Annotated in this window: 21 protein-coding genes; 5 read left to right on the top strand and 16 right to left on the bottom strand. The window is 56.8% G+C overall.

Translation table 11 applies throughout. The features are described from left to right. The first annotated feature begins 255 nt into the window (after positions 1-255). From B3075_RS03385 to B3075_RS03370, 4 genes are all read left to right on the top strand, one after another. A complete protein-coding gene (locus tag B3075_RS03385) occupies positions 256-1,749 on the top strand; it encodes an arylsulfatase (protein WP_290489646.1) in 1,494 nt (497 codons plus the stop codon). 92 nt (positions 1,750-1,841) lie between these two features. After that, a complete protein-coding gene (bioB, locus tag B3075_RS03380; protein ID WP_290489645.1) occupies positions 1,842-2,807 on the top strand; it encodes a biotin synthase BioB in 966 nt (321 codons plus the stop codon). A 28-nt stretch (positions 2,808-2,835) separates the two neighbouring features. After that, entirely contained in the window at positions 2,836-4,185 is a 1,350-nt protein-coding gene (gene bioA, locus B3075_RS03375) for an adenosylmethionine--8-amino-7-oxononanoate transaminase (RefSeq protein ID WP_290489644.1), read from the top strand. Positions 4,186-4,287: 102 nt separating this feature from the next. Next, entirely contained in the window at positions 4,288-5,355 is a 1,068-nt protein-coding gene (locus tag B3075_RS03370) for a hypothetical protein (RefSeq protein ID WP_094136925.1), read from the top strand. 65 nt (positions 5,356-5,420) lie between these two features. Here the strand turns inward: B3075_RS03370 and B3075_RS03365 are convergent, their stop codons facing one another. From B3075_RS03365 to B3075_RS03335, 7 genes are all read right to left on the bottom strand, one after another. Then, a complete protein-coding gene (locus B3075_RS03365; RefSeq protein WP_290489643.1) occupies positions 5,421-7,217 on the bottom strand; it encodes a hypothetical protein in 1,797 nt (598 codons plus the stop codon). Positions 7,218-7,344: 127 nt separating this feature from the next. Further along, on the bottom strand, positions 7,345-7,689 hold the full coding sequence (locus B3075_RS03360) for an EamA family transporter (protein WP_290489642.1): 345 nt from the start codon (positions 7,687-7,689) through the stop codon (positions 7,345-7,347). After that, positions 7,682-8,020: a hypothetical protein gene (locus B3075_RS03355; protein ID WP_290489641.1), complete on the bottom strand. Its 339-nt coding sequence runs from the start codon at positions 8,018-8,020 to the stop codon at positions 7,682-7,684. The genes B3075_RS03360 and B3075_RS03355 overlap by 8 nt, the downstream gene beginning before the upstream one ends. Positions 8,021-8,043: 23 nt before the next feature. Continuing rightward, on the bottom strand, positions 8,044-8,982 hold the full coding sequence (locus B3075_RS03350; RefSeq protein ID WP_290489640.1) for a glycosyltransferase family 2 protein: 939 nt from the start codon (positions 8,980-8,982) through the stop codon (positions 8,044-8,046). Continuing rightward, the gene (locus B3075_RS03345) at positions 8,979-9,479 is read right to left on the bottom strand and encodes a GNAT family N-acetyltransferase (RefSeq protein ID WP_290489639.1); all 501 of its coding nucleotides are present in this window, start codon (positions 9,477-9,479) and stop codon (positions 8,979-8,981) included. Before B3075_RS03345 ends, B3075_RS03350 begins: the two co-directional genes overlap by 4 nt. Next, positions 9,476-10,615 (bottom strand): dTDP-4-amino-4,6-dideoxygalactose transaminase, encoded by a 1,140-nt coding sequence (rffA, locus tag B3075_RS03340; protein ID WP_102759257.1) that lies wholly within the window; start codon positions 10,613-10,615, stop codon positions 9,476-9,478. The genes B3075_RS03345 and rffA overlap by 4 nt, the downstream gene beginning before the upstream one ends. A 121-nt stretch (positions 10,616-10,736) precedes the next feature. Continuing rightward, a complete protein-coding gene (locus B3075_RS03335) occupies positions 10,737-11,858 on the bottom strand; it encodes an acyltransferase family protein (RefSeq protein ID WP_290489638.1) in 1,122 nt (373 codons plus the stop codon). Between the two features lie 154 nt (positions 11,859-12,012). On the opposite strand from B3075_RS03335, the gene B3075_RS03330 reads away from it, so the two are divergent. Then, positions 12,013-12,546 (top strand): SprT-like domain-containing protein, encoded by a 534-nt coding sequence (locus tag B3075_RS03330; protein ID WP_290489637.1) that lies wholly within the window; start codon positions 12,013-12,015, stop codon positions 12,544-12,546. 85 nt (positions 12,547-12,631) lie between these two features. Here B3075_RS03330 and B3075_RS03325 read toward each other — a convergent pair whose 3' ends face one another. The 9 genes from B3075_RS03325 to atpB form a co-directional block, all read right to left on the bottom strand. Then, positions 12,632-13,195, bottom strand: a complete 564-nt coding sequence (locus tag B3075_RS03325; RefSeq protein WP_290489636.1) for a DUF5069 domain-containing protein — start codon at positions 13,193-13,195, stop codon at positions 12,632-12,634. Further along, a complete protein-coding gene (atpC, locus tag B3075_RS03320) occupies positions 13,192-13,614 on the bottom strand; it encodes an ATP synthase F1 subunit epsilon (RefSeq protein WP_290489635.1) in 423 nt (140 codons plus the stop codon). The genes B3075_RS03325 and atpC overlap by 4 nt, the downstream gene beginning before the upstream one ends. Before the next feature lie 23 nt (positions 13,615-13,637). Beyond that, positions 13,638-15,056, bottom strand: coding sequence for a F0F1 ATP synthase subunit beta (gene atpD / locus B3075_RS03315; RefSeq protein WP_343125174.1), 1,419 nt, complete (start codon positions 15,054-15,056; stop codon positions 13,638-13,640). A 78-nt stretch (positions 15,057-15,134) separates the two neighbouring features. Further along, a complete protein-coding gene (gene atpG, locus B3075_RS03310) occupies positions 15,135-16,007 on the bottom strand; it encodes an ATP synthase F1 subunit gamma (protein ID WP_290489633.1) in 873 nt (290 codons plus the stop codon). A 21-nt stretch (positions 16,008-16,028) separates the two neighbouring features. Next, complete coding sequence (gene atpA, locus B3075_RS03305) at positions 16,029-17,561, bottom strand: F0F1 ATP synthase subunit alpha (RefSeq protein ID WP_290489632.1); 1,533 nt, start codon at positions 17,559-17,561, stop codon at positions 16,029-16,031. A 17-nt stretch (positions 17,562-17,578) separates the two neighbouring features. Continuing rightward, positions 17,579-17,986, bottom strand: a complete 408-nt coding sequence (locus tag B3075_RS03300; RefSeq protein ID WP_290489631.1) for a F0F1 ATP synthase subunit delta — start codon at positions 17,984-17,986, stop codon at positions 17,579-17,581. A 7-nt stretch (positions 17,987-17,993) separates the two neighbouring features. Continuing rightward, entirely contained in the window at positions 17,994-18,521 is a 528-nt protein-coding gene (locus B3075_RS03295) for an ATP synthase F0 subunit B (RefSeq protein WP_290489630.1), read from the bottom strand. Positions 18,522-18,622: 101 nt separating this feature from the next. Further along, positions 18,623-18,844 (bottom strand): h+transporting two-sector ATPase C subunit, encoded by a 222-nt coding sequence (locus B3075_RS03290; RefSeq protein ID WP_022198527.1) that lies wholly within the window; start codon positions 18,842-18,844, stop codon positions 18,623-18,625. A gap of 82 nt (positions 18,845-18,926) precedes the next feature. Next, positions 18,927-19,865: a F0F1 ATP synthase subunit A gene (gene atpB / locus B3075_RS03285; RefSeq protein WP_290489629.1), complete on the bottom strand. Its 939-nt coding sequence runs from the start codon at positions 19,863-19,865 to the stop codon at positions 18,927-18,929. Between the last annotated feature and the right edge of the window lie 124 nt (positions 19,866-19,989).

Below are 19,989 nucleotides of genomic sequence, written 5' to 3'. Positions count from 1 at the left end.
GAAGAGCGTGTTTCATTGAAAAACGCTTCACCAGGAACTATTTTCATTCTGAATTTCCGGTTCAGCATCTTAAGCAATGCATCAAAAAATCTGGCGGGGATGATAAGAACCAGAACAAACAGGAACAGCGTGAATAAATAAGTAATCCGAAATAAAAGGAAACCGGCAGGTTCGCCATGTGAGCCTCTCATCCGGCAAGGAAAGCGAAACTGTTTTTTGAAACAGGGAAGAGTGTTCCTCCGTTATTATTATCGTATGGTCACCTTTTACAACATCACTCTCTCCGCCGCCTTTTCCCTGCTGATGCTGTCTGTGGCGGAAGCGGCACGGCCCAATGTGGTCCTCATCAATGCGGATGATCTTGGCTGGGCGGAAGTGGGCTGCTACGGCCAGAAAAAAATTAAAACCCCGAACATTGACAGGCTGGCATCCGAAGGACAGCGATGGGTTTATTTCTATTCCGGGGCTCCGGTTTGTTCCCCCTCCCGCAACGTGCTGATGACGGGCAAGCATACGGGCAGCTGCGACGTACAGGATTTGAAACGCGTGGACGCGGGCGAAAACTGGCGCGACCTCAAAGGAGACTGGCCTATCGAAGAAAAAACCTACACTCTGCCGGAAGCCATGAAAAAAGCCGGTTACGCCACAGCGGTATTCGGTAAATGGGGAATTGGGGATTTCGGCTCCACCGGAGCGCCGGACAAACACGGCGTGGACAGGTTCTATGGCTACACGGACCAGAAAGCCTGCCACACCTACTATCCTCCATACCTCTGGAATAACGGAAAGAAAGAAGTTCTCAACACTTCCCTGACAGCCGCCACCATCGGACACGGTTCCCAGCCTAAAGGGGAAGTTCTGGCGGACACCTACCGCGCAGAACAGCACAGTTCCGATCTTATTGCGGATAAAATGCTGGAATTTGTGAGGGAAAAGGCCCATGGAAAACAACCGTTTTTCCTGTATTACGCCCCGCTGGAACCCCATGTGGCCATGCAGCCTCTTCAGGAATGGATTGACCTCTATCCCCGCGAATGGGACAAATCCCCCTACCGCGGCAACCGGGGCTATCTGCCCCATCCCCGCCCCCGGGCCGCCTATGCAGGCATGATTTCCCAGATGGACCACAACGTGGGACGCCTGCTGGACACGCTGAAAGCCTGCGGCCTGGACAAAAACACCATCGTCATTTTTACCAGTGACAACGGCACCACCCATGATGCAGGAGGGGTGGACCACCGTTTTTTCAACTCCGTAGCCGATCTCAAAGGGTTGAAAGGACAGCTTTATGAAGGCGGCATACGTGTCCCCGGCATTATCCGCTGGCCTGGGAAAATAGCTCCGGGAAAAACCATTGCCCAGCCGGCCTTCCATGCGGACGTGATGCCTACGCTGTGCGCTCTGACGGGGGCGGATGCAGGTTCCCCGCTGGGAACGGACCTCTCCCCTGTCCTTCTGGGCAAAAAATCCGCCCTGCATGACAGGAAACCCCTGGTTTGGGCAGGAGGAGGCTACGGTGGCCAGGTAGCCGTCCGTTTCGACTCCAAGAAAGTCATCCGCCGCAACCTGTTTCCCGGTAAAAAACCGGACAACTGGGAAGTGTACGATATCGTGAAAGACCCCGCAGAGAAAAATAATATCGCCGCAGAAAACCGTGACCTGATCAACAGAGCCATCGCCATTCTGGACAGGGAATACCAACCCGCCCCCGGATTCCAGGCCCTGCGTTACAGGGCCCCGGAACAATAGCCGAACAAGAAAGCGGGAAAGAAGGCCCCACGATCCGCCTCCGCCGCCATTCTGCCCTTGACGCGAACGGCTCCGGGATTAGTCTTTCACGCATGAGTTTGACATCTTCCCTCCTTTCCAGGGTTCTCGGGGGCAGTTCCTGCTCCAGAGAAGAATTGATAGCCCTCAGCCGGGAACCGCTGGAAGAGTTGTGCCAGGCGGCCAACGCCATCCGGGAACATTTCTGCGGGAATATCTTCGACCTCTGCACCATCATCAACGGCCGCAGCGGCAAATGTTCGGAAAACTGCAAATACTGCGCCCAGTCCGCCCACTACTCCACGGCAGTGGAGGAATATCCCCTTTTAAGTGATGAAGCCCTCCTGGCGGGGGCCAGGTACAATGACGAACGCGGCATTCTGCGTTACTCCATCGTCACCTCCGGCAAGAGGCTGACGGATGAAGACGTGGACCGGCTCTGCGCCAGTTACCGGCACATCGCCGAACATTGCGGCATCTCTCTCTGCGCCTCCCACGGCCTTATTTCCAAGAAGCACTGCGAGCAGTTGAAAGCCGCGGGCGTTTCACGCTACCACAATAACCTGGAAACCTCCCGCCGCAATTTTCCAAACGTTTGCACCACCCATACGTACGACGACAAACTGCAAACCATCAAATGGGCGCTGGAAGCCGGGCTGGAAGTTTGCAGCGGCGGCATTATGGGGCTTGGAGAGACCATGGAGGACCGGATAGACATGTACATGGACATTGCCGCGCTGGGCATCAAATCCATGCCCGTCAACTTTCTGATCCCCATTCCCGGAACGCCGTACGCGGACATGACTCCTCTGGGAGAGGAAGAGCAGCTGCGCATCGTGGCCCTGGTGCGGTTCATCATGCCGGACGGCTTCGTCCGCATCGCCGGCGGAAGGAACACCATGAAGGACCACGGCAGGAAAATCTTCATGTCCGGAGCGAATGCCGCCATCTCCGGAGACATGCTCACCACCGTCGGCGTCACCATCCGGGAAGACCTGGCCATGCTGGCGGAACTGGGATATGAAGTCCGCATGAAATAAGATCCGCCCCATTTCCGCGACTTTTGCCATGAACCACTCCGACTGGTCAAAAAAAGATCTGGAATACATCTGGCATCCCTGTTCCCAGATGAAGGATTACGAAACGCTGCCTCCTATCGTGATCGACCACGGGAAAGGCGTCAGCCTGTATGATGTGGACGGGAAACGCTATCTGGACGTGGTCAGCTCCTGGTGGTGCAACCTGCTGGGCCACTCCCACCCCAAAATCAACCGCGCCATCAAGGAACAGCTTGATTCCCTGGAGCATGTCATCTTCGCCAACTTCTCGCACAGGCCGGCTATCACCCTGTGTGAAGAACTGATGAAGAAAATCCCGCGGGGGCTCTGCAAATTCAATTTCTCCGATAACGGTTCGGCATCCATCGAATCCGCGATGAAAATGAGTTTCCAATACCACTACCAGACCGGAAACCGCCAGAAAGTACGTTTCATGTCCCTGAGCGACGCCTATCACGGAGAAACCCTGGGAGCCCTCTCCGCAGGAGGCCTGGACCTGTACTCGGAACTTTACAGGCCTCTTCTGCTGGACATCGTGCGCATTCCCGCCCCGGATTGCTACCGCTGCCCCAAGGGGAACAAACGCGGCTGCTGCCAGGCGGAATGCATTGACGCGGCACAGGAAGCCTTTGCGCGCCATGGAGACGAATGCGCCGCCCTGCTGGTGGAACCCCTGCTCCAGGGCTCCGCGGGCATGCGGATGTACCCTCCCGCCTATCTGGCGAAACTGCGCTCCCTGTGCGACGCCTACAACGTGCACCTCATCGCGGATGAAATCGCCACCGGTTTTGGCCGTACGGGGAGCATGTTCGCCTGTGACCAGGCCGGCGTTTCCCCGGACATCATGTGCGTCTCCAAAGGGCTCACGGGCGGTTATATGCCCATGTCCATCACCATCACCACGCAGAAAATTTACGACGCCTTTTATGCGGACTACAGGGAAGGAAAAGCGTTCATGCACAGCCATACCTATTCCGGCAATCCGCTGGGGTGCTCCGCCGCTCTCGCCGTGCTGAAGGTCCTGGACGAGGAACAAATCATTCCCCGGGCGCAGGAAAAGGCCCCTCTTTTCCGACGGATGATTATGGAGACCCTGGGGGATCATCCCCACGTGGGGGAAATACGCAGCCTGGGACTGGTGAACGCCATTGAACTGGTGGAAAACAGGGAAACCAAAAAAAGCTTTCCGTCCGAACAACGGATGGGATACCGGATTTACAGGGAAGCCCTTAAACGGGGACTGCTGCTCCGCCCCCTGGGCGACGTCCTGTATTTCAATCCCCCCCTCGTTATTTCTCCGGAGGAAATGGAGGAAGCCGTATCCATCTGCGCTTCCTGCATCCGCAAGGTGCTGGGCTGAGCTGCCGCCCCGGTAATAATATATGCTTCCTTTTTTAAAGGAAAAATGCAACTTTATTAAAAAAGGGGGGTTTGTAAAAGTACCCTGTAATCTTATACCGCCATGACACATTTCATCCCGCTCCGCAAACGTCCGGCGCTTTCCGCGCTGATGCTTCTCCTCCTGGGGTCCTGTTTCTGCCAGGCTCAGGAAATGCTTACCGATTCCGCAAGAAAGGAAGCTTCCGAATGGCTGAAGGAAGTCAAAGCCGGCTACCTGAACACCAGCTCTTCCCGCATCCAGAAGGCCGTGGCCGCCCTTACCGCAGCCACCAGCACGGAAAACGCCGCCATGAAACTTTACGTGGACGCCATGAAGGACCGTTTCTTAAACCCCACCAGCATGATGTCCCGCATGCTGAACCGGGGTGGAGGCTTCCGGATGATGCGCATGCCGGGTTCCGGAGGGAAGGGAGGCAACAGCAGCAAGCCTGACAGCCCCAGCACCGCCTTCTCCAACTGGCGCAAGCAGAACACGGGAAACAACGTGGCCCCCGGTTTTAAAAAGGCCCTTCAAATCCAGTGCAAATGGATGCTGCTTTGCCTGAGAAAAGCGGATGCGGAAAAAAACGAGCGTGAACTCAACGTTTCCTCCAGCGTCCTCTCCATGCTGGATGAAGTAGCCGCCAACGCCAAGGACGTAGGCGAACAGCTTCCCATGGTAGGCGGAGCCAGCGAAGTCATCCGCACTTACCTGAACATTGGGGACTACCGTTCGGAAACCCTGCCGGACAACCTGATGGACCTCAACACCATCTTTGACCGCGTGCTGCTGGTTCCCTATAAGGAGAAAAAAGATGTGGAAAATTTCCGGAAGCTCTGGAACAAACGCATCGCCTTGGAAGCGACTCTGCTTCAAAACAACTCCGCCAGCGATAAGAAAACGGCGGAAGCGGAAAAAGCCGCTTTCCTGACCAAAAGGCAGTGGGACCGGGAAAAAGCCTGCTTTGAACTCGGTGACCAGGTAGCGGCCCTTGAAAAAATGAAAAGCCTGATTTCCAGCATTAAGGAGCCTTCTGAAAAACAGCGCGCCATCCGCGATCTGGAATTTCTGCTTCTTTCCCCCGCGGAACAGGCAAAACTCCGCGAAGAGCGCATGAACAGACGCATGCCGGGCGTCCCGCGCTTCTAAAAACCGTCGCCAAGCCCCAACCTCCCTCCTTTCATCCCCCGTCGCGTAATGCGCATCGGGGGATGTTACGTTGCGGAGAGACACATTTCCGGAACAGAGGCGGCTTCCTTCCTGCCGGGCTGGAACCATGTCTTGCGCAGGCGGTAAACGCGCACACCCTGGATATTCTCATCCAGATGCCAGGCTGTGCGAACGCCGTGCTGCTCCCAGATATGGCGGCTGAGCATTCCCATGAACTTGCTGTCCATATCGGAAACGTCCCCTTGCGGCGTGAGACAGACAATGTACACATTATCCCTGCACAGGTTCAGGGAGGACTGCCCCGCCCACCCCATTTCCTTCAGTTTCCGCTGCACGGGTTTCAACGGGAAATTCCAGCCGCCCAGCGTGACAACATTCTTGCGGGAACAGCTCCAGGCCTTGCGGAAAACGGACTGCCCCGGAGCCAGATCGTCAATAGTGCCGCCGGACATCTGGACGCAAAACAGGGAATCGGGTTCCCGGTCCACCCGCTCGCATAACAGGCGCCCGGCGTCCGGAGAAAAAGACTCCAGATTAGCCTCCCATACGGCGGCGCACGCCTGGGACAAGGAAACGGAAAACGCGCAGAACATGGGCACGCCGCCCGCAAGGGCTCCTTTCCCCGTCCAGTTGATGCGGATGGGGCGGTATTCATCCGACCACAGCAGACACAGCCCAGCAATCAGGAACGTTGGGTAAACCACGCGGAAATACAAACGGTCTATGCTGGCCATGTACAGCAGAACCAGCACCAGCAGGGAGCCTACGCAGTACACCAGGGCGGGAGAATCTCCGCGCCGGAAAGAAACGCGGCATGCCAGGCCGAACAAAATCCAGCAAGGGAGGAGATCCATAACGGAATCCCACGAAAACAGATGCAAGGCTTTCTCTCCGCGGGCCCATGCCCTGGGCCAGAATTCTCCCCCGTCCCGCGCCAATAGAAGCCTTTCCAGATAATCCGCGTTGAATACATTCATATCGCAATTGGTAAACATCCGGACCATCCTGATATCATTGGCGAACACGCCGTACTTTTCACACTGGTAGGCGCTCTCCTGCCTGATGGGGCATGTGTCCGAGAGAAGGGCGCGGGCCTGGTTCCATGCCGCCACGTCACATCCTTCCAGCACATTCCGGTGGGCGTACTTATTATATTCATTCAGGCTGAAGGAAGCGATGAGCACGCAGGCCAGAGCCTGCCAGAGGCGGCGTAGGGCAAACAGCTTCTCCCTAGACGGCCTGAGCCCTTCCAGACTGCCTGCCAGCAGGATGGCCCCCCAGAAAGCGGCGCATGCCAGGGCGGCATCCAGCCGGACCATGCTGCCCAGCACGCACAGGAATACCCCCGCGCACCATCCCTTCCAGGAAGAACCGTACTTCAAACATGCCAGCACACCTGTAAATCCCGTCAGAAAAGCGGCATGGCTGAATTGCAGGGCGGCGTAAAAACCCGGCATGATCAGAAGCCACACCAGCAGCAGAACCAGCGTATTGAAATCATATCTGCGCGCCTTGCGGGCATGCGCCGTCAGCATCGTGAAAATGGCCGCGCCGCTGGACAACGTGGCAAGCGCCAGAAACACAGGCCAGACGGACACCCCGCCAAGGACAGGCGCGGCTTTTAACAGAAGTCCGGTCAACAGGGGATTGACGAAAATAACATGGGCGTCCGCGTAAGAGGGGTCCCCCCATCCGTCAAGTACGGACGCAATCACCAGATCGTCATTGGATTGGTACGCCACGCCCACAAGGCTCCAGGCCAGAACCAGAAGCAGCAGGTTGAACCATACGGGATGGAGCAGAGGGAAAAGCGATACCCATCTCCAAATCTGTTTCAACATAAGCAAATTCCCTGACTTTACAGATTGTTTTCCCTGTTCGGGAACGCATACTAGAAACGGGGAAAATGAAAGTCAAGAGCCGATCCGGATGAACAAACCGGGGGGATAAAAGACTGTACCCACCTTCTTAACGGTTCAGGCAGATGATAATGCCCGCGATGATCATCGCGTTGCCGCACACCTTGCGCAAGGTGATTGGTTTGCCGAAAAAAATCCGGTCAAACAAAAGGATGTACACGTATGCGGAGCATTCCAGCACATTCACCGTAATCATCGGCAGGTGGGACAGGCAATAAAACGTCAGCAGGCAGCAGCCCAAAAAAACGGAATATGCCGCTATCGTGGCCGGATTCACGAAATAGGAAAGGCCGGTCAGCCGGTCATTCATGGCGGACTTTTTCAAAACCACCTGGGAACAGGAAGCCAGAAAAACGGAAAACAGATTCAGTCCGATGTAAAATTCCTCACTCATGCGCATCCTCCGTGGAGACCAAAATAATACCGCCGATGACCAGCGCCGCTCCCGCCGCCAGCGTCCAGGAAAGGGCCTCCCCCAGGCAAAGCCATGCCAGCAGGATGCCCCAGATCACCACGGCGGAACGGTTGGCATAAGCTACGCCCAGGTTAAATTTTTTCAGCATGACCTGCCATCCCGCCGCATAAATGCCCAACAGGAACAGCACGCCGGCCAGCAGGGCGAACCGGCGCCAGTCCGTCCAGCCGTAAGGGGCGGCCATACGCCCCAGGACGGTATTCAGCGCATAAACAATAAACAGCAGATGCAGAATCAGGTAATTGATCATGAGAGAAAAAAGGTGGGGAAAACTCACTCATACCGGCGCGCCACCACTACGGCGGGCCGGTGCTTGGTTTCCTTGTAAATTTTGGATATGTAAATGCCGATAACTCCCAGGCTCATCAGAATCAAGCCCCCGACCAGCCAGATGGAGGCCACGGAAGAGGCCCAGCCGGTCGGGGCTACATTATACAGAAGCTGGCGCACAACCACCCAGGCTACATACAGCATGGCGATCATGGTGACCGCCAGGCCAAAATAGGAAATATACACCAGCGGCCTGGCGCTGTAGGAAACCACGGAATTCACCGCCAACGCCATTTTTTTGCGGAAAGTGTAGGTAGTTGGAGAAGAAGACGCCTTCTTCACCCTGCACGGCACCTGCCGGAAACCGGCGGAAACGCACAGCCCAAAGAAAAAAGGCTCCCGGTCCTGGAATTTCAGCATCTCCCGCAGAAAACGCGCGCTCATCAGCCGCGCCGTCACCATATTCCTGGTAATCTGCTGGTCGGAAAGCAAATTAAACAATGTGTAGAACAATTCTCCGGAAACGGCTTCAAACAAGCCCCCCTTCCTCTTCTCCTGCACCCCGTACACCACATCCGCCCCGGTGGAATCCATCTCGCGGGAAAAATCAGCCAGCCATTCGGGTGATTCCTCCAAATCACTGTCAATCAAGAATACGCGCTCACCCCGTGCTTCTTCGCAGGCCACGTACATGGCCAGATGATGGCCGAAGTTGCGGGATAAATCCACCACGCGCACCCGGCCGTCCTTCTCCCGCTCCTTCAAAGCCTGTTCCAGCCCGTCCCTGGGGCAGCCGTCATTCACCAGCACCACCTCCGTGCGGGAGGGGTCATAACCCGCCTCAAGCGCAGCGGCGAAACTGCGGGAACAGAACTCCGCCAGATAACCGCCCGTACAATATACGGTAGCCACAATGGACAATTGAATCTGTTGATCAGTCATAACGCTTTTACATACATCAGAACGCGCTTCCTTTTCCCGTTTTTCACGTGCACCTCGTCCTTTTCCGGGACACGGACAAACCCCATGCGCTCATGAAAACGCACGGAAGCCGCATTGTCTTCCAGAATCCGGGCATACAGCCGTTCCAGGCCCAGCTCCCCCGCGGCCAGATCCATCATCCCGGCATACGCGGCGAAGGCCGGGCGCAGTTCCCTGAACGCCCTGTCGTAAAGATAAATGCCTATCTCTCCGCAGCGCGTGTTCCGGTCAAACCAGGGCAGGTAAACCAGGCCCAGCGGAACCCGGTCCGCATAAATCACGCAGGCGCGGGCATCCTCCCCGCGGATGTTTCTTTCCAGCCACGTCCGGTGCTGCTCCTGCGTTACCTGGTCCAACAAAAAAAACGGGCTGACCCTGTCGGAATTGCGCCACACGCGCAGGCGGCTGCGCATGGCCTCATCCACATCGGACACGTTGACCAGGCCAATTTTCATCATGATTCAACTCCTTCCAGCCCAAATCCGGCCCGCAATACCTCCCGGCAGCCCTCTTCCCCCAAATCGTAATACAAAGGAAGCCTCAGCAACGTATCGCTGGTACGGTCCGTATGCGGCATGGCCCCGGCAGAACGCCCGAACCTCATCCCGGCAGGGGAGGAATGGAGGGGAATGTAGTGGAACACCGCTTTAATCCCGTGCTCCGCCAGCTTGTTGATCAAGCGCGCGCGCTCCTCCATGGAACGGAGCAGCACGTAATACATGTGGGCGTTATGCGTGCAATGCTCCGGAACGCACGGACGCCGCAGCACTCCCTGTTCTTCCAGTGGAGCCAGCGCGCGGTGGTACATATTCCACCATTTCAACCTTTCACCGTTGATTTCCTGCCCGTGTTCCAGCTGGGCATACAGATAAGCGGCGGTCATCTCTCCGGGCAGATAGGAGGAACCAACGTCCACCCAGGTGTACTTGTCCACCTGCCCGCGGAAAAACCTGGCCCGGTTGGTCCCTTTTTCCCGGATAATCTCCGCGCGTTCCATCAGGGAGGGGTCATTCACCAGCAGGGCTCCTCCCTCCCCGGAAATGACATTCTTGGTCTCGTGGAAACTGTAGCAGCCCAAATGGCCGATGGAGCCGAGCCGGCGCCCTCTGTAACAGGAGCCGACGCCCTGGGCGGCGTCTTCAATCACGTACAGGCGGTGCCTCTCGGCAATCTCCATGATTGCATCCATTTCACAGGCCACGCCCGCGTAATGAACCACGCAAATGGCGCGGGTGCGGTCCGTGATGGCCGCTTCTATCAGCGTCTCGTCAATATTCTGCGTATCCGGCCTGATATCCACGAATACGGGAACGCCGCCGCGCAGCACAAACGCGTTCGCCGTGGAGACGAACGTATAGGAAGGCATAATAATCTCGTCGCCCGGGCGGCAGTCGATCAACAGGGCCGCCATCTCCAGTGCAGCGGTTCCGGAATGAACCAGCAGAACCTTTCCGGCGCCGGTGCGTTCCGCAAGCAGTTCATGGCATTTTTTCGTATAATAGCCGTCTCCGCACAAATGGGCGCGCTGGATGGCATCCCGGATATAATCCAATTCGGGGCCGTGCTGGTGAGGTTGGTTGAAAGGAATCTCCATGGCTTCAGAAAAGACCGGCCCATAACGGACGCCCGGCGCAGGCATGCCGATCCCGTGCGGAAGGCGTTCCCCGCCTCCCGCACGGGGAGACCCTACTATGAACGGAGGACTGAAAACAAGCCTAGACCTTGATGAAGGTCCGGTTTTTGTACATGTAATACAGCACGCCCCAGATCAGGGCGTAATTGCAGAGATAAAAGACAAACCTGTCCGCATCCCCGAAGCACCCGCTAAACCCGGTAAACAGCACCCGGGAGAAATTGCCCGTGGGGGGGCACAGCGATACCCACATGTACACGAAAATGGCATTGCTTCCGATTACGGAGAAAAAGAATGTCAGCCAATTCAATTTCAGCACATCCGTCAGCAGGTAGAACAGAGCCAGCAGCAAATAGCACCATCCCGCCGCCCACAATACCATGGAACTGGTGAACAAACGCTTGATTATCGGAAAATCCAGGCTCCAGACATAACCCAGCGCCAGGCAGCCCGCGCCCGCGCCCAGCAGCCACGCCAGCTTTTTCCCGTGCCCCTGCACCCGTTTCAGCATCTGGCCGCCCAGCAGGCCGAGCATGGTCATGGCGCCAAAACCGAACTGCGCCAGGATCCACGCGTAATTCGTTTTATCCTGCCAGTTCCCCATCAGGTATTTATCCAGCAGCAGGGCCAGATTCCTCCCCGGCTCAAGCATTCCTGCCGCACAGAAACCCACCGAGGGATCGGAAAAAGGAACGAATTTGATCACCAGCCAGTAAACAACCAGCAACAGCCCTGTCACCGCTACCTGCCACCGGACGGACAGATGAAGAAGGCAAATGGCCGCAATCAGGTAGCCGGAGGCGATGGCCTGGAGCGTATTGCAGTACAGGGACATTTTGGACGGTTCAAAACTCAGCAGATTTCCCTGCACCACCATGCCAAGCAAAAAAAGCACCACTACCCGCCTGGCAACTTTCAGGTAAATCTTCCACACAGGATCCGAACCAATGCGCCTGGAAAAGGAAAACGGCATGGCCGTTCCCACAATGAACAAAAAGAGGGGCATCACCAGGTCCCAGGCGGCAAACCCCTCCCAATTCACGTGCGTGCTGTGCTTCACCAGCCACTCGGGGCTCCGGTCATAAAAAAGGTTGATGCCGGAAACAACCAGAGCCAGCCCCCCGGTCAGGAAAAACATGTCAAATCCCCGCAGGGCGTCAATGGCCGCAATCCTCTGCGGCTTGGTATCGGAAAGAGAACTCATGGTGATATTCCAACTACGGCATTATGTCCGCCAACCTTTCCAAAGACTTTCTTTTTCTCAGGCTCCGTAAAAAAAACGGCTGTTTCCTGAAAAACCTGTCCTCCACGGCAACTCCGTCATGATGCCTTTCTCCATATTCCCTTCCCCGTCTTCCATGCTATGCTTTCCCCGCAACATGACCATGGGGAACGACCAATCCGGCGAACGCGACAGCGTCCGGAATATTGAAACTTACGCCCGCCTGAAAATGGATGAACTTGGTCTGGCAGACTGGCAATTCGGCTGGGACCGGGCCAAAAGGAGGCTGGGCGTGTGCCGCCTGCTGGAAAAAAGCATTACGATTTCCATCCACTTCGTCCGCGCCAATCTGGAAACCCCTCACGAAATCCGTGACACGATTTTGCATGAGATCGCCCACGCCCTGGCGTGGACCCGCCATGGGGAACGCACCCACGGACCGCGATGGAAACAGATTTGCAGGGAAATAGGGGCCGTTCCGCGCGCCGCCGCCAAACAGGACGCCGTCCGCGTCACCACGTACAAATATATCCTGCGTCTGAAAACGACGGGCGAAGTCGTCGGCAAATACCACCGCCGCCCCTCTTTTGCCAAATACCTCAAGCGCATGGCCCTGAAAGACCGCCCCGATACGCTGGGACAGCTGGAACTGGCGCCTTATGAAGAATAATCTTCACAAAAGCTGAAAGAAACGCGCCGTTTCCCGGCTATTCTCCAGAATCAACGGCCCTCCCATTCCGGGCCTTTCCGTTTTCTTACGCCCGCTCATTTTCCGGAACGGAAGAGGAAACATTCAAGGTGCACTGGCGCACGTAGTCATACACCTTCGCGTCGCTGTCTCCTGCGGCCCATACCACCCGCAAGAAGTCGGCTGGATGAATGTTTCCGTGGTCACGGAAAAAGCGGCGGTCATTCTCGCAGCAGTAAATGACGTCATTCCCCATGGAACCGACGAGCTTGGCTCGCGCCTTGGCGATCAGGCGCGGAAGGTAGGGAAGGCCGCTGAGTTCGTCGCCGAACCCCGGCAAATCGTATCCGATTACAGGTTTCCCCTGGTAAAACTGCCCGTGCTGGACGGTCAGGAAGAAGTCCCGGCGCGCCGCCGCCATCAGCAGAACCGTGGTGGGGGAAGGTTCTCCCGTGCGGGCATAGGTTTCTATAAAATCAAACAATTCCCGCGTGCGGCAGCCAATGGAAGACAGAAAGATAATTTCCTGATCCGTAAAAAAGCCGTCCACATTCCTGTGGCCTTCATGGTAGCGCCCCACCGCTTCGCGGAAAAGGTCGTAAAACGTATCGTTCCAATCTTCCTCCATCATCGGCCCGGCGATTTGTGTTTGCGCTTAAAGTTAAGCATCATGATCTGCTTGGTCAGATTGGCTTCAAAGCGGGCCTGTTCCTCGCGGGACATTTCCGAACGCGTCTTGAGCACCTCCTGCGCTTCCTGAATAGCCCGCTCCACGCTGCCTTCATCAATCTGGGAGGAATTGAGCGCGAGGTCGGTTACCATGAGAACCTGGTCGTCATTGACCTGCACAAAGCCGGTGCCCACCACCATGCTTTCCTCCGGGCCGTCCATGGGCTTGTAACGGAGTTCCCCCGGTTCCAGGGAGGTAATCAGGGCCGTATGATGTTCCAGCACGCCCATCTCCCCGAGGCTGCCGGGCAGATAAACGTACTCTACAGTAGCGGCAACCGCCACTTCATCCGGGGTAATGACTTTGAACTCCATGCTCATGGTTCGGAACGGCGGGAAAAGGGTTATTTGGCTTCCTTGAGAACGTCATCAATGCCGCCGCGCATGAAGAAGGCGTCCTCCGGAACCATGTCCAGCTTGCCTTCCAGGATTTCCTTGAACCCCCGGACGGTTTCCGCCACGGGCACATAGGCTCCGGGAATGCTGGAAAAGACTTCCGCCACATGGAACGGCTGGGTCAGGAAGCGCTGAATCTTGCGGGCGCGGCTCACGATGAGCTTGTCTTCTTCCGAAAGTTCGTCCATACCCAGAATGGCGATCATATCCTGAAGGTCCTTGTAGCGCTGCAGCACCATCTGCACGCCACGAGCCACTTCATAATGCTCATTCCCCACAATTTCCGGGGCCAAGGCCTTGGATGTGGAAGACAGCGGTTCCACCGCCGGGAAGAGCCCCTGGGCCGCCAGAGAGCGTTCCAGCACCACCGTGGAGTCCAGGTGGGCGAAGGTAGTGGCCGGGGCCGGGTCCGTCAAGTCGTCCGCAGGAACATACACGGCCTGCATGGAGGTGATGGAACCGTGCTTGGTGGAGGTGATGCGTTCCTGAAGATCCGCCATTTCCTCCGCCAGGTTCGGCTGGTAGCCCACGGCGGACGGCGTGCGGCCCAGCAGGGCGGACACTTCCGACCCCGCCTGGGAGAAACGGAAAATATTGTCAATGAACAGCAGCACGTCCTTATGCTCCTCGTCACGGAAGTATTCCGCCATCGTCAGGGCGGACAGGGCCACGCGCAGACGGGCGCCGGGAGGTTCATTCATCTGTCCGTACACCAGCGCCACCTTGGATTCTTCCGGTTTTTCCAGGTTGATGACCCCGGACTCTATCATTTCATTGTACAGGTCGTTCCCCTCACGGGTGCGTTCCCCCACCCCGGCAAAGACGGAGAGGCCGCTGCGCGCCTTGGCAATGTTGTTGATCAACTCCATGATGAGCACGGTTTTGCCTACCCCCGCACCCCCAAAGGCTCCGATTTTGCCGCCTTTCAGGAAGGGGCAGATAAGGTCAATGACCTTGATGCCCGTTTCCAGCACTTCCGTGCTGGTGGATTGTTCGTCCAGCGGCGGAGCGCCGCGGTGGATGCTCTTCATGCCGGCGCAGGAGAGTTCGCCGCGCTCGTCCACAGCTTCCCCCAGCACATTGAAAATACGTCCCAGAACGCACTGCCCCACAGGCACTTCAATAGGGCGCCCCGTATCGCGCACGGGCATCCCCCGCCGCAGACCGTCCGTAGAGCTCATGGCCACGGCGCGGACCCAGCCGTCTCCGATGTGCTGCTGGACTTCCAGAACCAGGGTCTTGTGCCTGCCGTCAACTTCGTAATCCACCTCCAGCGCATTGAGCAGGGCGGGAAGCGTTTCAGCCTGGGAGAAATCCGCATCGACCACAGCGCCGATGATCTGAACGAGAATGCCTGTGTTATTCATCATGGAAAAAAACTTGGTGTTGAAATGGAGTGGAGAGAATGTTCTGTTTGAAAGGCGGGTAAAGAAAAGGGGGCCATGTTATTCCATAGCGCGCATGGCTGTGGTGATTTCCAGCAGTTCGTTGGTGATTTGCGTCTGGCGCGCCTTGTTGTAATCCAGGGTGAGGCCGCCGATGATGTTTTTGGCGTTTTCCGTGGCCCCCTTCATAGCGACCATGCGGGCGGAGTGTTCGGACGCCCGGGCCTCCAGCACAATCTGGACCAGCCCGTGGAAAACGTAAAGAGGCAGGATGGTATCCAGCAGAGCGGCGGGGCTGGGTTCCAGCAGAAATTGCTTATGGGCTTCCGCTCCGTCCAGGGAGGAGCCGCCGGCCTTCGCCATGTTCATCAGGGGTTCCGGCTCAATGGGAAGAAGCTGGCGAAAGACAGGCTTCTGAACCATCGTGTTCACAAAACCGGAGAAAGCCACGAAGACGCGCCCATATTCCCCCGCCTTGAACTTTTGTACGATAAAATCAAATACCGGCTTTAGTTCCAGCAGAGAAAGGGGATCCGTCAGGCTCCAGGTGGCCTCCAACCGTTCATTCAATTTGGCGAGCGCCGCATTCAGCTTGCGGCCGATGGTGATATAATGGGCGTTTTCCGGGGCCTGTTCCCGGACCATTTTGATCAGGTTGGCGTTCAGGCCGCCGCAGAGGCCGCGGTCCGTATTCACCAGCAGCACCAGATCCGCCCCGCCGTGGGTTTGCATCAGGGGGCTGTTGCTGGTGTCAATTTCATCCTGAAGATGGTAGAGCACTTCCGCCAGGGCGCGGATGTAGGGGCGGCCCTTGACGGCCTGGTCCTGGGCGCGGCGCATTTTGGCGGAAGCCACCATCTGCATCGCCCTGGTGATCTGGGACGTGTTTTTGACGGACTTGATCCGGCGTCTGATATCTCTCAGATTGCCCATGTGTCAGTACTCCCGTAATCGTTAGTTCCAGCTGAGCTTAAAGGATTCGATGGCGGCTTTAAGCCCTGCGTCTATTTCCGGCGTCAGGTCTTTTTCCTTCAGGATGCTTTCCAGCAGGTCCGGATGCTGATCCTGCATCACCGCTTCCCACGCGTTCTGGCATTCCTTGACCCTGTCCACCGGTACATCGTCAAAGTACCCTTTCTGCATGGCATACAAGTCAGCGGCCTCCAGCCCCAGGGATTTGGGTTCATACTGGTTCTGCTTAAAGAGCTCCACGATGCGCTGGCCGCGGGCCAGCTTGGCCTTCGTGCTGGAGTCCAGATCTGACCCGAACTGCGCGAACGCCTGCAATTCCGTAAATTGGGCAAGATCCAGCTTAATGGAGCCGGCCAGTTTCTTGATGATTTTCGTCTGGGCGGAGGAACCCACGCGGGAGACGGAAATACCCACGTTGATGGCCGGGCGCACCCCCTGGTAGAACAGGTCCGTTTCCAGGAATATCTGGCCGTCCGTGATGGAAATGACATTCGTAGGAATGTAGGCGGAGACGTCGCCGGCCTGCGTTTCAATAATGGGAAGAGCCGTCAGGGAGCCGCCGCCATGTTCCTTGTTGATGCGCGCGGCGCGTTCCAACAGGCGGCTGTGCAGGTAGAATACGTCCCCCGGATACGCCTCACGGCCGGAGGGGCGGCGCAGAATCAGGGAAATCTGGCGGTAGGCCACGGCATGCTTAGAAAGGTCGTCATAAACGATAAGGGCGTCTTCCCCCTTATCCATAAAGTATTCTCCCATCGCGCAGCCGGCGTAGGGCGCCAGGTACAGCATGGCGGCGGGATCGGAGGCGGAAGCCGCCACCACGATGGAATATTTCATGGCTCCCGTTTCCTCCAGCTTCGCCACCAGGCGGCTGATGTTGGCGCGCTTCTGGCCGATAGCCACGTAAATATTGTAGAGGGGCTGGTGATCCGGAAGCTTGCCTTCCTCCGCCAGACGGTTCTGTTCCGCCTGGGCAATCATGGTATCCATGGCAATGGCGGTCTTCCCGGTGGCACGGTCCCCAATGATGAGTTCGCGCTGGCCGCGGCCGATGGGAATCATGGCGTCAATGGGAAGGATGCCCGTCTGGACGGGCACGGAAACGGACTGGCGGGAGATGATGCCGGAGGCGATTTTTTCCACCGGGTAATACGCTTCCGCCTCAATCGGCCCTTTGCCGTCAATAGGTTCTCCCAGCGTGTTCACCACCCGGCCCAGCAGGGAGCGGCCCACGGGCACGGAAAGAAGGCGTCCGGAACACTTGACCGTGTCCCCTTCCTTCAACCTGGAATCATCCCCCAGAATCACGGCGCCCACCTCATGTTCTTCCAGGTTCATCGCCAGCCCCATCACCCCGCCGGGGAACTCTATCATTTCATTGAGCATGACGCCGCTCAATCCTTCAATCTTGGCGACGCCGTCCCCCACGGAACGAATGACGCCCACGTTTTCCTGACTGACGGAAGCCGTGGCTTTTTTTATTTCTGCTTCGAGTTCTTGAAGTATGTTGCTCATGGGAAAAAATTCGTTAGTTAATTGGAAAGGGTGCGGGCCACCGCAGCCAGACGGTCGATTCTGGAACGCACGGAGCCGTCCCTCACGTCATCCCCTACCTGGATGCGGACACCCGCCAGCAGAGACGGCTCCACCTCCCAGCGGTAGTAGAGGGCGCCGCCATATCTGGCCTCCAGTTTGGCCTGAATCAGGGAACGTTCCTCTTCCGTAAGGGGCACGGCGCTTTGAATAGTGGCTGTACGGCTCTTCACCGCATATTCCACCATGCCGGAAAAAGCCTTCAGCAGAGCGGCATAATTACGGGGCTTGCGTTCCGCAATCTTCCGGGCGATCAGACGCACGCGGTCCTCCGCCACAGCATTCCCGTCCATACAGAGCCGGAACAGTCTGCGGGCGGCATTTTGCGTGTCCTTTCCGATCTTCATAAACGTTTCAGGAATCCAAGCTGTCGATCGCTTCCCGGTTGATTCTCCGCTGGTCTTCTTCCGTCAGCATTTTTCCGGTAACCTGGGCCGCAGCCAGGGCCACCAGCTGGCCAAATTGTTCTTTTAACGCTTCACGCTCTTTCTGCTGTTCCAGTTCCGCAAGCTGCCGGGCTTTTTTTATGATTTCCTCAGCCTTCCGGGAAGCTTCCGCTTCCTGTTCTTCCAACAGGCGGACGGCGGCAGCCTTGGCGGCGTCTATTTTCTCCTGCCCCTTTTCCCCTGCTTCCACCAGCATTTCATGAGTCTGTTCCTTGACGGAAGCCAGCTGCCGCTCGCTTTCCTCACGCATTTCCTCTCCTTCTTCAATCCGCCGGCGTCTTTTTTCCAGAACGTTCTGGATGGGCTTGAACGCCAGATACCGCAGGATCACCACCATCAGAATGAAAGCGATCAGGTTGGCAACAAAAGGCTCCCAACTTGTTACCCCGAAGGGAGCAAAAGGATTCCAGGCTTGGTCAGCTATGAGATTCAGCATAAGATGAGCGGTTTGGACATGCCGGAAATTTTCCGGACCGGCAGGGGACGGGCGCGCCGCCCCGGAGCGGAAAAGCTCCCTCCGGGGACGGAACTTCCGTTTTATTTCACAAAGATGGAGATCAGGGCCACGCCTTCAATCAGGGCCGCCAGCGTGATGGCAATCACCATAATGGGGGAGGAGGCTCCGGGGTTGCGCCCGGTGGCTTCCGCGGCTTTCGAGCCGATGAGGCCAATGCCGAGGCCGGCGCCGATGGTGACGAGGCCGAAACCTACGTTGCCGGACAATTCGGCCAGAGAGGTCATTGCGATAGGATCGATCATGTTATTGGTATGGTTTATGTTTTTTGTTGAACGTTCCCCCACAGGTCGCCCATGGTCCGGAACGGAAAGTTGGCGGTACGGTTTATGAGGCTTTTCCGGGAGGCGGGCTGTCCGGAACGGGAAGTTCCTTTTCCTCATTTTTGGAGGTATGGCCGTGGGCGTCATCGTCCCCTACCTGAAGTTTCAGGAAAATCGCCGTCAGGAGCAGGAAAACCAGGGCCTGAATGAACCCCACAAGCAGTTCAATCGCCAGAAACGGCAGTACGCACAGGGCGCTGAGCACGGGCCCGAACATGTGAGCCATAGTGTCAATAATCGTCTCCCCGGCGTAAATATTGCCGTAAAGACGGGCTGCCAGCGCAATGGGGCGGATCGTGATGCTCAGGACGTCCACCAGCCCCACAAAGATGAAGATGAATACCAGTACAAATCCCATGAACCCCGGCAGCCTTCCCTTGGGGCCGAACAGATGCATAAAGAAGCCTTTCAGTCCCTGCTCCCGGATAGACCAGTAAAGCCACATCAGCGCATAAAAAATACCCAGGAACATCGTCACGTTCATGTCCGCATTCGCACCGCGGAACAGCGGCACCCCATGGTAAGTGACGGTTCCCACCCCGGGAAGAAGCCCCATGTAATTGCTGACCAGAATAATGGTGAAAATAGTCCCGAAGTACCAGAAGTACTTGCGTGTCAGGCGCGGCCCCAGAAGGGACTTCACAAAGTTGTACAAAGTCTCAAAAAAGTATTCCACCGCATTCTGCAAACGGGAAGGCAGGATGCGCATGGAACGGGTGGCGGACCATACGACCACCCCTATCAGAAGAACCGCCAGAAACAGCATCAGCATTGAGTTGGACACCGGGAGCTCAATGCCTCCGGGCAGCGGAATGGAAAACAAATGGGGAGCAGCCTGTTCCAATCCGTGCTCCGCTCCTTCCTCCGCCGCACAGGCGCTGCCGCCCATAACGCCGGACACGGTCAACGCCGCCAACCACAGGAACTGGAAAAATCTGCTCATTGTCTTTCTCTCACCATTACTTGTGCCAACTCCTGTAAATACTGGAAGAGGGAATCCATTCCCTTTATTTGACGGTTTTGATTATGTACTTCCCTCTTTCTTTTGGCAAGCCCAAAACTTGGCG

This window comes from Akkermansia sp. UBA7090, assembly GCF_002493465.1.
GTDB lineage: Bacteria > Verrucomicrobiota > Verrucomicrobiia > Verrucomicrobiales > Akkermansiaceae > Akkermansia > Akkermansia muciniphila_A.
This window is presented reverse-complemented; position numbering and strand designations above follow the sequence as displayed.

Bases quoted from the DNA above. Each gene is read 5' to 3' on its own strand.
- B3075_RS03385 (WP_290489646.1), top strand. From the start codon at position 256: ATGGTCACCTTTTACAACATCACTCTCTCCGCCGCCTTTTCCCTGCTG.
- bioB (WP_290489645.1), top strand. From the start codon at position 1,842: ATGAGTTTGACATCTTCCCTCCTTTCCAGGGTTCTCGGGGGCAGTTCC.
- bioA (WP_290489644.1), top strand. From the start codon at position 2,836: ATGAACCACTCCGACTGGTCAAAAAAAGATCTGGAATACATCTGGCAT.
- B3075_RS03370 (WP_094136925.1), top strand. From the start codon at position 4,288: ATGACACATTTCATCCCGCTCCGCAAACGTCCGGCGCTTTCCGCGCTG.
- B3075_RS03365 (WP_290489643.1), bottom strand. From the start codon at position 7,217: ATGTTGAAACAGATTTGGAGATGGGTATCGCTTTTCCCTCTGCTCCAT.
- B3075_RS03360 (WP_290489642.1), bottom strand. From the start codon at position 7,689: ATGAGTGAGGAATTTTACATCGGACTGAATCTGTTTTCCGTTTTTCTG.
- B3075_RS03355 (WP_290489641.1), bottom strand. From the start codon at position 8,020: ATGATCAATTACCTGATTCTGCATCTGCTGTTTATTGTTTATGCGCTG.
- B3075_RS03350 (WP_290489640.1), bottom strand. From the start codon at position 8,982: ATGACTGATCAACAGATTCAATTGTCCATTGTGGCTACCGTATATTGT.
- B3075_RS03345 (WP_290489639.1), bottom strand. From the start codon at position 9,479: ATGATGAAAATTGGCCTGGTCAACGTGTCCGATGTGGATGAGGCCATG.
- rffA (WP_102759257.1), bottom strand. From the start codon at position 10,615: ATGGAGATTCCTTTCAACCAACCTCACCAGCACGGCCCCGAATTGGAT.
- B3075_RS03335 (WP_290489638.1), bottom strand. From the start codon at position 11,858: ATGAGTTCTCTTTCCGATACCAAGCCGCAGAGGATTGCGGCCATTGAC.
- B3075_RS03330 (WP_290489637.1), top strand. From the start codon at position 12,013: ATGCTATGCTTTCCCCGCAACATGACCATGGGGAACGACCAATCCGGC.
- B3075_RS03325 (WP_290489636.1), bottom strand. From the start codon at position 13,195: ATGATGGAGGAAGATTGGAACGATACGTTTTACGACCTTTTCCGCGAA.
- atpC (WP_290489635.1), bottom strand. From the start codon at position 13,614: ATGAGCATGGAGTTCAAAGTCATTACCCCGGATGAAGTGGCGGTTGCC.
- atpD (WP_343125174.1), bottom strand. From the start codon at position 15,056: ATGAATAACACAGGCATTCTCGTTCAGATCATCGGCGCTGTGGTCGAT.
- atpG (WP_290489633.1), bottom strand. From the start codon at position 16,007: ATGGGCAATCTGAGAGATATCAGACGCCGGATCAAGTCCGTCAAAAAC.
- atpA (WP_290489632.1), bottom strand. From the start codon at position 17,561: ATGAGCAACATACTTCAAGAACTCGAAGCAGAAATAAAAAAAGCCACG.
- B3075_RS03300 (WP_290489631.1), bottom strand. From the start codon at position 17,986: ATGAAGATCGGAAAGGACACGCAAAATGCCGCCCGCAGACTGTTCCGG.
- B3075_RS03295 (WP_290489630.1), bottom strand. From the start codon at position 18,521: ATGCTGAATCTCATAGCTGACCAAGCCTGGAATCCTTTTGCTCCCTTC.
- B3075_RS03290 (WP_022198527.1), bottom strand. From the start codon at position 18,844: ATGATCGATCCTATCGCAATGACCTCTCTGGCCGAATTGTCCGGCAAC.
- atpB (WP_290489629.1), bottom strand. From the start codon at position 19,865: ATGAGCAGATTTTTCCAGTTCCTGTGGTTGGCGGCGTTGACCGTGTCC.